16 protein-coding genes are annotated in these 14,440 nt (G+C 70.8%); 10 read left to right on the plus strand and 6 right to left on the minus strand.

Annotation, left to right across the window (positions count from 1 at the left end; translation table 11 throughout):
* From ABZT17_RS15915 to ABZT17_RS15930, 4 genes are all read right to left on the minus strand, one after another.
* Positions 1-220, minus strand: a 220-nt coding sequence (locus ABZT17_RS15915) for a Tex-like N-terminal domain-containing protein (RefSeq protein ID WP_356348851.1), incomplete at its 3' end; no start/stop codon positions are given.
* 100 nt (positions 221-320) lie between these two features.
* Positions 321-452 carry an LPFR motif small protein gene (locus ABZT17_RS15920; protein WP_016431377.1) on the minus strand — a complete coding sequence of 44 codons (132 nt, stop codon included), beginning with the start codon at positions 450-452 and terminating at the stop codon, positions 321-323.
* 102 nt (positions 453-554) lie between these two features.
* Positions 555-1,424, minus strand: a complete 870-nt coding sequence (locus ABZT17_RS15925; protein ID WP_356348854.1) for a hypothetical protein — start codon at positions 1,422-1,424, stop codon at positions 555-557.
* 97 nt (positions 1,425-1,521) lie between these two features.
* Entirely contained in the window at positions 1,522-2,271 is a 750-nt protein-coding gene (locus tag ABZT17_RS15930; RefSeq protein WP_356348856.1) for an enoyl-CoA hydratase/isomerase family protein, read from the minus strand.
* Positions 2,272-2,539: 268 nt separating this feature from the next.
* Between ABZT17_RS15930 and ABZT17_RS15935 the strand changes: the two genes are divergently transcribed.
* Positions 2,540-3,052, plus strand: a complete 513-nt coding sequence (locus ABZT17_RS15935) for an ATP-binding protein (protein WP_356349074.1) — start codon at positions 2,540-2,542, stop codon at positions 3,050-3,052.
* A gap of 3 nt (positions 3,053-3,055) precedes the next feature.
* Here ABZT17_RS15935 and idi read toward each other — a convergent pair whose 3' ends face one another.
* The gene (gene idi / locus ABZT17_RS15940; protein WP_356348859.1) at positions 3,056-3,649 is read right to left on the minus strand and encodes an isopentenyl-diphosphate Delta-isomerase; all 594 of its coding nucleotides are present in this window, start codon (positions 3,647-3,649) and stop codon (positions 3,056-3,058) included.
* A 280-nt stretch (positions 3,650-3,929) separates the two neighbouring features.
* Positions 3,930-4,898, minus strand: a complete 969-nt coding sequence (gene galE, locus ABZT17_RS15945) for a UDP-glucose 4-epimerase GalE (RefSeq protein ID WP_356348861.1) — start codon at positions 4,896-4,898, stop codon at positions 3,930-3,932.
* A gap of 278 nt (positions 4,899-5,176) precedes the next feature.
* Here galE and ABZT17_RS15950 point away from each other — a divergent pair, with 278 nt between their 5' ends.
* The 9 genes from ABZT17_RS15950 to hpnD all read left to right on the plus strand — a co-directional run bounded on the left by ABZT17_RS15950 (position 5,177) and on the right by hpnD (position 14,439).
* Positions 5,177-6,973: a DUF5941 domain-containing protein gene (locus tag ABZT17_RS15950; protein WP_356348864.1), complete on the plus strand. Its 1,797-nt coding sequence runs from the start codon at positions 5,177-5,179 to the stop codon at positions 6,971-6,973.
* The gene (locus ABZT17_RS15955; protein ID WP_356348866.1) at positions 6,970-7,722 is read left to right on the plus strand and encodes a phosphocholine cytidylyltransferase family protein; all 753 of its coding nucleotides are present in this window, start codon (positions 6,970-6,972) and stop codon (positions 7,720-7,722) included. The genes ABZT17_RS15950 and ABZT17_RS15955 overlap by 4 nt, the downstream gene beginning before the upstream one ends.
* A complete protein-coding gene (locus ABZT17_RS15960) occupies positions 7,710-8,771 on the plus strand; it encodes an iron-containing alcohol dehydrogenase family protein (protein WP_356348868.1) in 1,062 nt (353 codons plus the stop codon). The genes ABZT17_RS15955 and ABZT17_RS15960 overlap by 13 nt, the downstream gene beginning before the upstream one ends.
* A complete protein-coding gene (locus tag ABZT17_RS15965; protein ID WP_356348871.1) occupies positions 8,749-9,528 on the plus strand; it encodes a CDP-alcohol phosphatidyltransferase family protein in 780 nt (259 codons plus the stop codon). Before ABZT17_RS15960 ends, ABZT17_RS15965 begins: the two co-directional genes overlap by 23 nt.
* 5 nt (positions 9,529-9,533) lie before the next feature.
* On the plus strand, positions 9,534-10,406 hold the full coding sequence (locus ABZT17_RS15970; RefSeq protein ID WP_356348873.1) for a glycosyltransferase: 873 nt from the start codon (positions 9,534-9,536) through the stop codon (positions 10,404-10,406).
* A gap of 95 nt (positions 10,407-10,501) precedes the next feature.
* Positions 10,502-11,431, plus strand: coding sequence for an ABC transporter permease (locus tag ABZT17_RS15975; RefSeq protein WP_356348875.1), 930 nt, complete (start codon positions 10,502-10,504; stop codon positions 11,429-11,431).
* Positions 11,424-12,203, plus strand: coding sequence for an ABC transporter ATP-binding protein (locus ABZT17_RS15980; protein WP_356348877.1), 780 nt, complete (start codon positions 11,424-11,426; stop codon positions 12,201-12,203). Before ABZT17_RS15975 ends, ABZT17_RS15980 begins: the two co-directional genes overlap by 8 nt.
* Before the next feature lie 386 nt (positions 12,204-12,589).
* On the plus strand, positions 12,590-13,492 hold the full coding sequence (gene hpnC, locus ABZT17_RS15985) for a squalene synthase HpnC (protein ID WP_356348879.1): 903 nt from the start codon (positions 12,590-12,592) through the stop codon (positions 13,490-13,492).
* A complete protein-coding gene (hpnD, locus tag ABZT17_RS15990) occupies positions 13,489-14,439 on the plus strand; it encodes a presqualene diphosphate synthase HpnD (protein ID WP_356348881.1) in 951 nt (316 codons plus the stop codon). The genes hpnC and hpnD overlap by 4 nt, the downstream gene beginning before the upstream one ends.
* The last annotated feature ends 1 nt before the right edge of the window (position 14,440 follow it).

Genomic DNA, 14,440 nt, shown 5'->3' on the forward strand with positions numbered 1-14,440 from the left:
CCTCCAGCTCCCGCAGATAGCGCAGCCGCTCCTCGATCGTGCGCAGCTGCGCGTCGTCGAGCATCTCGGTCGCTTCCTTGCGGTAGCGGGCGATGAAGGGCACCGTCGAACCGCCGTCGAGCAGCTCCACGGCAGCCCTGACCTGCCGCTCCCGTACGCCGAGCTCCTCGGCGATCCTGCCTTCGATGGACCCTGCTGCCAGAGACCCGGGTGTCGTCACGATCCCGTACCGCCTTCTCACTGAGGTTGCGCGGCAATTGTGGCAGGTGGCACCGACAGCCGGGGATCAGGGCCGCGCCCGGCGGGCCGCGGGGCCGGAATCAGGCCCCGCGCCCGCGGGCGGTGGAGGAGGCTCCACCGAAGAGCCGGGCCAGTGCCCGGAAGGGCAGCGTGACGACGGTGGCGATGGCACCGCCGATCTGGCGCAGGACGTCAGCTATCGCTCGGAACACGAACTTCCCCTTTCCTCTCCCGGCCACGGTGACCGGGAGAGGACCGGGTACCCCGGTTCCCCCGGCCCTTGCCCGGCTGATCGGTACGGGATCAGGAGTGGATCAGCGCTTGCCGATCAGATCCGCCGGAAAGGCCCCCGCGGCCAGCGCCGCCTTCGCGAACGCGGCCCCCAGCTCCGTCAGCCGCTCGACTCCCTCCGCACCCAGATGCTCGTAGGGCGCCCGGTCCAGCCGGTCCGTCTCCGCCTCGATCCGCGCCCGCAGGGCGACCCCCTGCTCCGTCAGCTCGCCTTCCGCGTCCAGCAGCCCGCGCCCCCGCAGCCGCCCGGCCGCCGCGTCCCACTCCTCCCGGCTCCAACCGCGGCTGGCGAACACCCACTTCGGCGCCATTCCCTTCCCGGTCGCGGTGTGGGTCACGACGGCCTCCAGCCCGTCCAGCTCCGCCGACATCAGGGCGGCGAGATGTCCGTCGCCCCGGTGCTCGCGCAGCAGCGTCGCGGCGTGGAAGAAGGCCAGATGCGGCTCCTCGGGCACCGGGAGATCGGCGTGCGCCGAGTACAGGGGCCGCGCGGAACGGCCGCACGCCTCGGTGGCGCGCAGCGCGAGCCGCGCGGCCTCCGCCATCCCCGCCGAGGCCACGGTCCGCTCGCCCAGCAGCCGTCGCAGTGTCGCGTCGGCCGCACGCGCGCGTGCCGCCAGCACGTCCTCGGGGGAGGCGGCCGACCACACCGAGGGCACGTGCCGGGCCACGAGCTCGTACTTGTAGTTGTAGAAGGCCGCGGCCACCGCGCCCGCCCCGACCGGCCCCATCGCCGCGGCCCGCACGGCGAAGTTGACCGCCCTGGGGTGCCGGACGCCGAGGGCGCCCAGCTCCCCGGTGAGGTCGGGCGAGAAGTAGAGCGTCGCGTGCAGGGAGTTGAGCGCGTTGTGGCAGCGCCGGCCGGCGCGGGAATCGTTGACGGCGGTAGTCATGACGAGGACGTTACCGACTGGTCGGTACGGACTCCAGAGGGAGGTGCCGGATACCCGGTGAGCGCCGGCGGCGGGCCCGTACGCGCGTCGAGCGGGTTCACGCCGGTGCGGTCCAGGTGAAGCGTGGCCGGCGGCGCTCCAGGAACGCGGCGACGCCCTCCGCGGTGTCGGCCCCGGCGCGCGCCTGCTTGGTCCAGTACGCGTCCCGGTCCGTCCGCCCGTCGGCGAACTCCTTCGCCGCGGCTTGGGTGAGCTGTGAGCGGGACACCAGGATCCCGCTGAACTCGGCCACACGTTCGGCGAGTCGGCCCTCGGGCAGCACCTCGTCGACGAGTCCGGTGCGCAGCGCGCGCTCCGCGTCGATCAACTCGCCGGAGAAGAGGAGGTACTTGGCGGTGGCCGGGCCCACCAGGGACACCAGCCGGCGGGTGGAGGACGCCGGATAGACGATCCCGAGCCTGGCCGGCGTCACCCCGAACAGTGAACCCTCCTCGGCGAACCGGAGGTCGCAGGCCGCCGCCAGCTGGGAGCCGCCGCCCACGCAGTGCCCCCGGATCGCGGCCAGCGTCGGCTTCGGGAAGGCGGCCAGCGCCTCCTCGGCGCGCACCGCGAGCCCCTGCGCCTCCTCCGGACCGGCCCGCAGCGTGGAGATGTCGGCTCCGGAGCAGAAGGTGCCGCCCTCCCCGGTCAGCACCAGCGCCCGTACCTCGGTGGCGGCGGCGAGCTCGTCGAGCAGCGGAGGCAGGGACGCCCACATCGCGGCCGTCATGGCGTTGAGCTTGCCCGGGTGGTGGATGACGACGGTGGCGACCGAGTCGGCGACCGTGTGCAGCAGCTGGGGCTCCATGGGCCGGATGCTAGCCGTACCGCACGACCGTACGATCAAGACGGGGTCTGACGGAGTCGTCGTGGCCGTCACCAAACCCGTACAACACGAATAGTTCGTGTAGTCGGCTCAAGTGGGACAAGAGCGGTCCCACAACTGACCGTGTCATACGCCGACGGTCATAAACGCTCGATACCAGCTGACTTCTGTTCAGTCCTCCGGCGGAGTGCGGGTCGTTCCCAACACTCGACGTGTGGTGACAATCGAGCGCAAGGGTGGCGACCGGACGATGGAGAACCACGGGCGCGGGTCAGGCTCGCGCCCAGAGGACGGCGCGGAGGAGCCCCTCGAAGAACCGGGGCCGGTGGACCCGCTGCCGTACGAAGGTGTCTGGCGGTTCACCGCTCCCGCCGTGGACGCCTCGGTCCCGCAGGCGCGACACGCCGTACGGGACCTGCTGTACCGCCAGGGTGTGCCCGTCTCGGACGACCTGGTCCACGGACTGCTGCTGATCGTCTCGGAGCTGGCCACGAACGCCGTGAAACACGCGGCGCTGCTGTCGCCGATGCTCGCGGTGGAGGTCGCCGTCGGAGCCGAGTGGGTGCGGGTGTCCGTCGAGGACAACCACCCCTACCGCCCGACCGCCCTGGCGGCCGACCACGGCGGCGAGGGCGGCCGGGGGCTGCTGCTCGTCACCGAGGTCACCCGGGAGGCGGGCGGGGTGTGCGACGTCGAGCACACCGCGAGTGGCGGCAAGGTGATCTGGGCCGCCCTGCCGCTCAAGCCCGTGCGGGTGCCGTGACGGTCACCAGCCGGCGGACGGGCCGGTCAGCTCCCTGACCGCGGGGCGCGCCGCGTCCAGCACGGTCATGAACCAGGACGAGAAGGTGTCCCTCGCGTGCCGCTCCGCCAGCTCGGCGGGGGTGACGTAGGCCGTCGCGCCCACCTCCTCCGGGTCCGGCCGCAGCGGGGCCTGCACCAGCCCGACGAACAGGTGGTTGTACTCCTGCTCGACCAGGCCCGAGTCCGGGTCGGGGTGGTTGTAGCGGACGGTGCCCGCCTCGGCGAGCAGGGAGGGCGAGACACCCAGCTCCTCGTGGGTCCGCCGGGCCGCCGCAGCGAAGGGCGCCTCGCCGGGGTAGGGGTGGCCGCAGCAGGTGTTGGACCACACCCCGGGGGAGTGGTACTTGCCCGCCGCCCGCTGCTGCAGCAGCAGGCGGCCGTGCTCGTCGAAGAGGAAGACGGAGAAGGCGCGGTGCAGCTGTCCCGGCGGCTGGTGGGCGGCGAGCTTCTCCGCGGTGCCGATCGTGACGCCGTCGTCGTCGACCAGTTCCAGCAAAATCGCGTCTGCGGTGCCGTTCGACGGAGTGTGCGTCGCGGTGGCAGGTGTGATCGGCATACCCATCCTTCGCATCGGTCTTCGCGCCCCAAGTCTGCCGTACGAAACCGGCACTCCCGGCACTTCACGGCATGCCCGCATGTCCTGACAGGGGCCCAGTGGTTGATCGTGCCCGGTGCGGTCGGCGGGGAACCGCCCGGGGCGGGCTGTGAGGCTTAACGACGCGGGGGCGCCGCGGATGGCTGCATTCCGGCCATAAGGTGCCCCACCTGCCTCAATGGCACGATCCCGGCTCGTGCGGCAGCTTCTGTGACCGACGGCACTCACGGCCGCGGGCGCGTCAGCGGTCGTGGTGCAGCAGCCAGCCCCGCCAGGCCGACTCCACCATCTCCCGCATCCCGCGCCGGGCGGTCCAGCCCAGCTCCTCGGCGGCTCTCGCGGCGGAGGCCACCGACAGCGGGGCGTCGCCGGCCCGACGGCCCTCGACGACCGGCGTACGGCGGTTGCCGGTCACCTCGCCGACGACCGTGATCAGTTCCCGTACGGAGACGCCCTCGCCGCGTCCGATGTTGACCGTCAGATCGCCGCTCGCGCCCGTCTCCAGCCCGCGTGCCGCCGCCAGATGCGCCTCGGCCAGGTCGGCGACATGGATGTAGTCGCGGACGCAGGTGCCGTCCGGTGTCGGATAGTCGTCGCCGAAGATCCGCGGGGCCTCGTCCCGGGTGAGCCGGTCGAAGACCATCGGGACGATGTTGAAGACGCCGGTGTCCGCCAGCTCCGGCGCCGCCGCGCCCGCCACGTTGAAGTAGCGCAGGCACACCGTGGAGATGCCGTGCGCCCGGCCCGCCGCCCGCACCAGCCACTCGCCGGCGAGCTTGGTCTCGCCGTACGGGTTCACCGGGGCGCACGGGGTGTCCTCCGTGATCAGGGCCACATCCGGGTTGCCGTACACGGCCGCCGACGAGGAGAAGAGGAACCTCCCGATCCCGGCGTCCGCCACCGCCTCCAGCAGCGTCGCGAGCCCGCCCACGTTCTCCCGGTAGTACCGGGTGGGCTGTGCCACGGACTCGGCGACCTGCTTGCGCGCGGCGAGATGGACGACGCCCGTCACCCCGTACTCGGCGAACGTCTGCTTCAGCAGGGCGCCGTCGAGCGTCGAGCCCTCGACGAGCGGGACGTCCGCCGCAAGCCGCTCGGGGAAGCCGGCCGAGAGGTCGTCCAGCGCCACGACCCGCTCCCCGGCCTCCGTCATGACCCGTGCCACATGGGCCCCGATATATCCCGCTCCGCCTGTGATCAGCCATGTCATGGGCGCCCACCCTATGCCGGACCCGCCCGGCGATCCGCAATGTCCGGGATGCCTGATCTGGGAGGCGCGGTTTGTGGCCGGGACCCCGCATCACCGATGATGATCGCGGCAAAGGCCAGTGGAGACAGCGTTGATCGACTCATGAACGGGCGGTGAACGGTGCTCTCCGGGCATCCGATAGCCTCTGCCGACATGCCGCCCGCCTGGTGCAGCCAAGGGGCGCCCCCATCGTGCACATGACCGGCGCCCACGCGTCGGCACCCAGGGAGTGAGTTCGGTTGTCGACCGCCATCCTCACCGGTCAGCCGGTCCCCGGATCGTCGATCGAGGGCGATCTGCGGTCCCTCGGCTTCGACGTCCGGATCGCCACGGACCCGGCCGACGCCGAACGGCTCGTCGCCGAGGCGCCCTGTGACGCCCGGGTCGCCGTGGTCGACGCCCGTTTCGTCGGTCATCCGCACGCGCTGCGGCTCGGCCTGACCGACCCCCGCTTCCCGCTCGCGGCCATCCCCGGCGCCCTCACCGCGCGGCCCGAGGGCCGGGACGCGATCACACGCGCCCTGGCTCGCGAGAACTCCGGCGGCGGCGGCACGGCACTGGCCGTGGAGAGCCTCCCCGACCGTCTCGTCACCGCGCTCGACGACGACGGCGCCCCCGTCCACCACGTCGAGCTGGGCAGTCTCGTCGCCGCCGTCCCGGCCGACCCGCAGACGCGCAACGAGGCCCGGCAGGCCGTCGCCGACATCGACGACGAGGCAATACGCCTCAAGTCGGCGGTGAAGTCCCGCGACGGCTTCTTCACCACGTTCTTCATCAGCCCCTACTCCCGCTACCTCGCCCGCTGGTGCGCCCGCCGCGGTCTGACCCCCAATCAGGTCACCACCGCCTCCCTGCTCACCGCTCTCGTCGCGGCGGGCTGCGCGGCCACCGGCACCCGGATCGGCTTCGTCGCGGCCGGCGTCCTGCTCATCGCGTCCTTCGTACTGGACTGCACGGACGGCCAGTTGGCCCGCTACTCCCTGCAGTACTCCACCCTCGGCGCCTGGCTCGACGCGACCTTCGACCGCGCCAAGGAGTACGCCTACTACGCCGGGTTGGCGCTGGGCGCCGCCCGAGGCGGCGACGACGTCTGGGCGTTGGCGCTCGGCGCGATGATCCTGCAGACCTGCCGTCATGTCGTCGACTTCTCGTTCAACGAGGCCAACCACGACGCCACCGCCAACACCAGCCCCACGGCGGCCCTTTCGGACAAGCTGGACAGTGTCGGCTGGACGGTGTGGGTACGGCGGATGATCGTGCTGCCGATCGGTGAGCGCTGGGCGATGATCGCGGTCCTGACGGCCGTGACGACGCCGCGCATCACCTTCTACGCGCTGCTCATCGGCTGCGCCTTCGCGGCGACTTACACAACCGCTGGCCGGGTGCTGCGCTCGCTGACCCGCAGGGCCCGACGCACGGACCGGGCGGCGAAGGCGCTGGCGGACCTGGCGGACAACGGGCCGCTCGCCTCCCTCCTGGGCCGGGTGAGCCCCCGCCAGCTCGGGGGGCCGTTCCCGATCGCCCTCGCGGGCACGCTCGTTCTCGCCGTGTCCCTGTTCTCCGGTGTGACCTGGGCCCCCGTCGCCGGCGCCTTCGTGTACGCCAACACCGCAGGTCACGCGCTGCGCCGCCCGCTGAAGGGCGCCCTCGACTGGCTGGTCCCGCCCCTGTTCCGCGCGGCCGAGTACGGCACCGTCCTGATCCTCGCGGCCCAAGCGGACGTGAACGGAGCGCTTCCTGCGGCTTTCGGCCTGGTGGCGGCCGTCGCCTACCATCACTACGACACGGTGTACCGCATCCGCGGCAACGCCGGAGCGCCCCCGGCCCGGCTGGTGCGCGCCATCGGGGGGCAGGAAGGGCGGACGCTGCTCGTCACCGTCCTGGCCGCCGCGCTCACCGCCGCGCAGTTCAAGGCCGCGCTCACGGTCCTCGCCGTGGCCGTCGCCCTGGTGGTGCTCGTCGAGAGCATCCGCTTCTGGGTGTCCGCCCATCTGGGCGGCGCGCCCGCCGTACACGACGAAGGAGAAACCGCATGATCGGCCTCGTGCTGGCGGCGGGCGCCGGACGGCGTCTGCGCCCCTACACCGACAGCCTGCCCAAGGCGCTGGTGCCGGTGGGGCCCGCGGGCATAGAGGACTCGATCACGGTGCTCGACCTGACCCTCGGCAACTTCGCCGAGATCGGGCTGAGGGAGGTCGCGGTCATCGTCGGCTACCGCAAGGAGGCCGTGTACGAGCGCAGGGCCGCCCTGGAGCAGAAGTACGGCCTCAAGGTCACCCTCATCGACAACGACAAGGCCGAGGAGTGGAACAACGCCTACTCCCTGTGGTGCGGCCGTGACGCCCTCGCGGACGGGGTGATCCTCGCCAACGGCGACACCGTCCACCCCGTCTCCGTGGAGAAGACCCTGCTCGCCGCGCGCGGTGAGGGCAGGCGGATCATCCTGGCCCTGGACACGGTGAAGAACCTCGCCGACGAGGAGATGAAGGTCGTCGTCGACCCCGAGAAGGGCATGACGAGGATCACCAAGCTGATGGACCCCGCCGAGGCGACCGGCGAGTACATCGGTGTGACGCTGATCGAGGGCGACGCCGCGCCCGAGCTGGCCGACGCGCTGAAGGCGGTCTGGGAGACCGACCCGCAGCAGTTCTACGAGCACGGGTACCAGGAACTCGTCAACCGCGGCTTCCGTATCGACGTGGCGCCGATCGGTGACGTCGACTGGGTCGAGATCGACAACCACGACGATCTCGCCCGGGGACGGGAGATCGCATGCCAGTACTGACCCGGCTGATTCCCTCGCCGCTCGTCGTGGACATCCGTCCGGGTGCCCTCGACGATCTGGCGTGTGTGCTCGCCGACGAGCGCATCTCGACCTCGGGCCGGCTCGCCGTCGCCGTCAGCGGCGGCTCCGGGGCCCGGCTGCGGGCCCGGCTGGAGCCGACGCTGCCCGGCGCCACCTGGTACGAGGTCGGCGGCGGCACCCTCGACGACGCGGTCCGGCTGGCGAGCGACATAAAGGCCGGCCACTACGACGCGGTCGTCGGCCTCGGCGGTGGCAAGATCATCGACTGTGCCAAGTTCGCCGCGGCGCGCGTCGGCCTGCCCCTGGTCGCCGTACCGACGAACCTGGCGCACGACGGTCTGTGCTCGCCGGTGGCGACCCTCGACAACGACGCGGGGCGCGGCTCCTACGGAGTGCCGAACCCGATCGCGGCCGTCATCGACCTGGACGTCATCCGCGAGGCACCGGTGCGGTTCGTGCGCGCGGGCATCGGCGACGCGATCTCCAACATCAACTCGATCGCGGACTGGGAGCTGGCGGGCCGGGTCAAGGGCGAGAAGATCGACGGTCTCGCCGCGGCCATGGCGCGGCAGGCCGGTGAGGCGGTGCTCAGGCACCCGGGCGGGGTCGGCGAGAACGACTTCCTCCAGGTGCTCGCCGAGGCGCTGGTGCTCACCGGTATCGCGATGTCGATCTCCGGAGACTCGCGCCCGGCCTCGGGCTCGTGCCACGAGATCAACCACGCCTTCGACCTGCTCTACCCCAAGCGCGCCGCGAGCCACGGCGAGCAGTGCGGCCTCGGCGCCGCCTTCGCGATGTACCTGCGCGGAGCGCACGAGGAGTCGGCCTACATGGCCGAGGTGCTGCGCAGGCACGGGCTTCCGGTGCTGCCGGAGGAGATCGGCTTCACGGTGGACGAGTTCGTCCGCGCCGTGGAGTTCGCCCCGGAGACCCGGCCCGGCCGCTACACGATCCTCGAACACCTCGACCTCAAGCCCGACCAGATCAAGGACATCTACGCCGACTATGTCAAGGCCATCGGTAGCTGAACTCCGTCCGGTCGTCCACCCCGCGGGGGTGAAGGACCGGCGCAGCGGTGAGCACTGGATGGGACGCCTCTACATGCGTGAGGTGTCCCTGCGGGTCGACCGCTACCTGGTGAACACCAGGGTCACGCCCAACCAGCTCACGTACCTGATGACCGTCTTCGGCGTGCTCGCGGCCCCGGCACTGCTCGTGCCGGGGATCCCGGGCGCCGTGCTCGGTGTGGTCTGCGTCCAGATGTATCTGCTCCTGGACTGCGTCGACGGCGAGATCGCGCGCTGGAAGAAGCAGTACTCCCTCAACGGTGTCTACCTGGACCGGGTGGGCGCCTACCTCACCGACGCCGCCGTGCTCGTCGGCTTCGGGCTGCGCGCCGCCGACCTGTGGGGCGGCGGCCGTATCGACTGGCTGTGGGCCTTCCTCGGCACGCTCGCCGCACTCGGCGCGATCCTGATCAAGGCCGAGACCGACCTCGTCGGCGTCGCCCGCCACCAGGCCGGGAAGCCCCCGGTGCAGGAGTCCGCCGCCGAGATGCGCTCCTCCGGCATGGCGCTGGCCCGCCGGGCCGCGGCGATGCTGAAGTTCCACCGGCTGATCCTCGGCATCGAGGCGTCCCTGCTGATCCTGGTCCTGGCGATCGTCGACCAGGCCCGCGGCGACCTGTTCTTCTCCCGGCTCGGCGTCGCCGTACTCGCCGGCATCGCCCTGCTCCAGACGCTGCTCCACCTCGTGTCCATCCTCGCCTCCAGCAGGCTGAAGTGACCGGCATGAGGGTCGGCGCGGTGATCATCACCATGGGCAACCGCCCCGACGAACTCCGCGCCCTGCTCGACTCGGTCGCCAAGCAGGACGGCGACCGCGTCGAGGTGGTCGTGGTCGGCAACGGCTCACCGGTGCCGGACGTCCCCGAGGGCGTCCGGACCGTCGAACTGCCCGAGAACCTCGGTATCCCGGGCGGCAGGAACGTCGGCATAGAGACCTTCGGCCCCAGCGGCCGCGACGTCGACATATTGCTCTTCCTCGACGACGACGGGCTCCTCGCCCACCACGACACCGCCGAGCTGTGCCGCCAGGCCTTCGCCGCCGACCCCGAGCTCGGCATCATCAGCTTCCGTATCGCCGACCCCGACACCGGGGTCACCCAGCGCCGGCACGTCCCGCGGCTGCGCGCCGCCGACCCGATGCGCTCCTCCCGGGTCACCACCTTCCTCGGTGGCGCCAACGCCGTACGCACCCAGGTCTTCGCAGAGGTCGGCGGCCTCCCGGACGAGTTCTTCTACGCCCATGAGGAGACCGACCTGGCATGGCGGGCCCTCGACGCCGGCTGGATGATCGACTACCGGTCCGACATGGTGCTGTTCCACCCCACCACCGCGCCCTCCCGGCACGCGGTCTACCACCGCATGGTCGCCCGCAACCGCGTCTGGCTCGCCCGCCGCAACCTCCCCGCGCCGCTCGTCCCCGTCTACCTCGGGGTCTGGATGCTGCTCACCCTCCTGCGCCGTCCCTCCCGGTCCGCCCTGAAGGCGTGGTTCGGCGGTTTCCGGGAAGGCTGGACCACTCCGTGCGGGCCTCGCAGGCCCATGCGGTGGCGTACCGTGTGGCGGCTGACCCGACTGGGCCGACCCCCTGTGATCTGACAAGCTCGTTCCTGTGAGCAATCGGCCCCACCAGGGCCCCAGGTTCATGCGATGCCCGCACAGGCCGCGCATCCCGAAGACGAAGGTTTCCACCAGTGAGTGAGACAACGCATGACGGCGGGGTCGCGCTGAGCGCGGCCGTGTCGCCCGACGAGGGCATGACGGTGGCACAGCTCGCCGCCAAGTACGGGCTGACCGTGAGCGGCGCCCGGCCCTCCCTCGTCGAGTACGTCCGCGAGCTCTGGGACCGGCGTCACTTCATCCTCGCCTTCTCGCAGGCGAAGCTGACCGCTCAGTACAGCCAGGCCAAGCTCGGCCAGCTCTGGCAGGTGGCCACACCGCTGCTGAACGCCGGCGTGTACTACTTCATCTTCGGCGTCATCCTGCACGCCAGCCGGGGCATGTCGCAGGACGTGTACATCCCGTTCCTGGTCACCGGGGTGTTCGTGTTCACCTTCACGCAGAGCTCGATCATGACGGGCGTGCGCGCGATCTCCGGCAACCTCGGCCTGGTCCGCGCGCTGCACTTCCCGCGCGCCTCGCTGCCCATCTCCTTCGCGCTGCAGCAGCTCCAGCAGCTGCTCTTCTCGATGATCGTGCTGTTCATCATCGTGATCGGCTTCGGCAGCTACCCGGGAGCGTCCTGGCTGCTGATCCTGCCGATCCTGACCCTGCAGTTCCTCTTCAACACCGGGCTCGCGCTGATCGTGGCCCGCATGGGTGCCAAGACGCCCGACCTCGCCCAGCTGATGCCGTTCATCCTGCGCACCTGGATGTACATGTCCGGGGTCATGTTCTCGATCAACCACATGCTGGCCGGGCGCTCCGAGGCGTTCATCCGCGCGATGCAGGTGAACCCGGCGGCCATCTTCATGGACCTGATGCGCTTCGCGCTCATCGACGGCTACGGCGCCTCCAACCTCCCCCCGCATGTCTGGGGCATCGCACTGTTCTGGTCCGTCGTGGTGTTCCTCGGCGGCTTCGTTTACTTCTGGAAGGCAGAGGAGCGGTACGGCCGTGGCTGAGCTGAACCCCGGGGATCAGATCCCCACCGTCATCGCCGACGAGCTGCACATCGTGTACCGCGTGCACGGCGCGAAGACCGGCAAGGGCAGCGCCACCGCCGCGCTCAGCCGTATCGTCAAGCGGGGCGAGGAGCGCGGGGTGCGCAAGGTGCACGCCGTCAAGGGCGTCTCCTTCGTCGCCTACCGCGGCGAGGCCGTCGGTCTGATCGGCTCCAACGGCTCCGGCAAGTCGACCCTGCTGCGCGCCATCGCCGGTCTGCTGCCCGCCGAGAGCGGCAAGGTCTACACCAACGGCCAGCCCTCCCTGCTCGGTGTGAACGCGGCCCTGATGAACGACCTCACCGGTGAGCGGAACGTCATCCTGGGCGGGCTCGCGATGGGCATGTCCCGGGAGCAGGTCAGAGAGCGCTACCAGGACATCGTCGACTTCTCCGGCATCAACGAGAAGGGCGACTTCATCACCCTGCCGATGCGGACGTACTCCTCCGGTATGGCGGCCCGGCTGCGCTTCTCGATCGCCGCGGCCAAGGACCACGACGTGCTGATGATCGACGAGGCGCTGGCCACCGGTGACCGCAAGTTCCAGGTCCGCTCCGAGGAGCGCATCCGTGAGCTGCGCAAGTCCGCGGGCACGGTGTTTCTGGTCAGTCACAACAACAAGTCGATCCGTGACACCTGCGACCGCGTGCTGTGGCTGGAACGCGGCGAGCTGCGCATGGACGGCCCCACCGAAGAGGTCATCAAGGAGTACGAGAAGTTCACGGGCAAGTAGTCCACCCGGAGCTGGACGCACTGGCCAGGACGCTTGGCAGGGCCCCGCCGCAACCTTCGCGGCGGGGCCCTGCGTCTGCAAAGGAAACGTCAACTCGGTTCACGCCAAGGAATCTTGACGCCAATCGGTGTGTTGTTGTGATGTGCAGGACACCCCAGAGATCCTCGCTGCGTTGTACAACGTAAGCTGTACCGGTCCCGAAACGCGGCAAGTGGGGCGATAATGCGCGACACCCTCAACCGGGACAGCCGTGCGGACGGCCGGGCGGCGTGTCCGAAATAGTGTGTATTGGGTCGGCGGTGTAGAACGGGAGATGTGACGGCAATGGCTACGGAAACTCCCCAGCTCCACGCAGCATGTGCCGTCCCCGCGCCGGGCAGCGGACGGTGACGGGAACCGGCACGTCGCGCGCCGGTGATCCGGAGCGCGACACGCTCGACAAGGCCGCGGGTGAGAACTTCCCCGTGGCGCCTTTCTTCCTGCCCAGGGCCTGGCGCGACGACCTCATGGCGGTGTACGGCTTCGCCCGCCTCGTCGACGACATCGGCGACGGCGACCTCGCCCCCGGCGGCGCCGACGCCCGCCTCCTCGGCGTGCCGCCGAAAGACGCCGAGGACCGCCTGCTGCTCCTGGACGCCTTCGAGGCCGACCTCGACCGCGTCTTCACCTCCGAGCCCCGCCACCCCCTGCTGCGCCGCCTGCAGCCGACGGTCCGCCGCCGCTCGCTCACCCCCGAGCCGTTCCTCGGCCTGATCGCCGCGAACCGCCAGGACCAGCTGGTCAGCCGCTACGAGACCTACGACGACCTGCTCGCGTACTGCGAACTGTCGGCCAACCCCGTCGGCCGCCTCGTCCTCTCCGTCACCGGCACGTCGACCCCCGAGCGCATCCGCCTCTCGGACGCGATCTGCACCGCACTCCAGATCGTCGAACACCTGCAGGACGTGGCCGAGGACCTCGGCCGCGACCGCGTCTACCTGCCCGCCGAGGACATGAAGCGGTTTCATGTCCAGGAGGCGGATCTCGCCACGCCCACCGCGGGGGCATCGGTGCGCGCACTGGTTGCATACGAAGCGGAACGCGCCCGCTGTCTCCTGAATGAAGGCGCCCCCCTGGTGGGTAGCGTCCACGGCAGATTGAAACTGCTGCTCGCGGGGTTCGTGGCGGGGGGAAGGGCGGCGATCAAGGCGATCGCCGCCGCCGAATTCGACGTACTTCCCGGCCCGCCCAAGCCCGGCAAGGTGCAGTTGCTGCGCGAGGTGGGCGTGACTCTGCGAGGAGAGGGGTGATCCGGACCGTGGAGGCCGAACCACACGTGTCCGCACCGGTACTCGCCGCCTACAGCTACTGCGAGGCCGTCACCGGACAGCAGGCGCGCAACTTCGCCTACGGCATCAGGCTGCTGCCGACGCCCAAGCGGAGGGCGATGTCGGCGCTGTACGCGTTCTCCCGGCGCGTAGACGACATCGGCGACGGCGCGCTGGCGGACGACGTCAAGGCCGCGAGACTCGAGGACACCCGTTCGCTGCTGGCGCGGGTGCGCGAGGGCGCGGTCGCCGAGGACGACATCGACCCCGTCGCGGTCGCTCTCGCCCATACCGCGGAGATCTTCCCGATCCCGCTCGGCGGCCTGGACGAGCTGATCGACGGCGTGCTGATGGACGTCCGGGGCGAGACCTACGAGACCTGGGACGACCTCAAGGTCTACTGCCGCTGCGTCGCGGGCGCCATCGGACGGCTCTCGCTCGGCGTGTTCGGTACGGAGGCGGGAGCGCGCGGCGCCGAGCGCGCCTCCGAGTACGCGGACACCCTCGGGCTCGCGCTCCAGCTGACCAACATCCTCAGAGACGTCCGCGAGGACGCCCAGGGCGGCCGTACCTATCTGCCCTCCGACGACCTCGCGAAGTTCGGGTGCTCGGCCGGGTTCAACGGCCCGACCCCACCGGAGGGCTCCGACTTCGCGGGCCTCGTGCACTTCGAAGTGCGACGGGCCCGCGCCCTTTTCGCCGAGGGGTACCGGCTGCTCCCCATGCTCGACCGCCGCAGCGGCGCCTGTGTCGCCGCCATGGCCGGCATCTACCGCCGCCTGCTGGACCGCATCGAGCGCGATCCGGAGGCCGTGCTGCGCGGCCGGGTCTCGCTGCCCGGGCGGGAGAAGGCGTATGTCGCCGTGCGCGGGCTGTCCGGCCTGGACACCCGGCATGTCACACGCAGAACCGTCAGGAGGCGCGCCTGAT

Origin of the sequence: Streptomyces sp. NPDC005648 (assembly GCF_040605395.1) — a bacterium.
Taxonomy (GTDB): Bacteria; Actinomycetota; Actinomycetes; order Streptomycetales; family Streptomycetaceae; genus Streptomyces.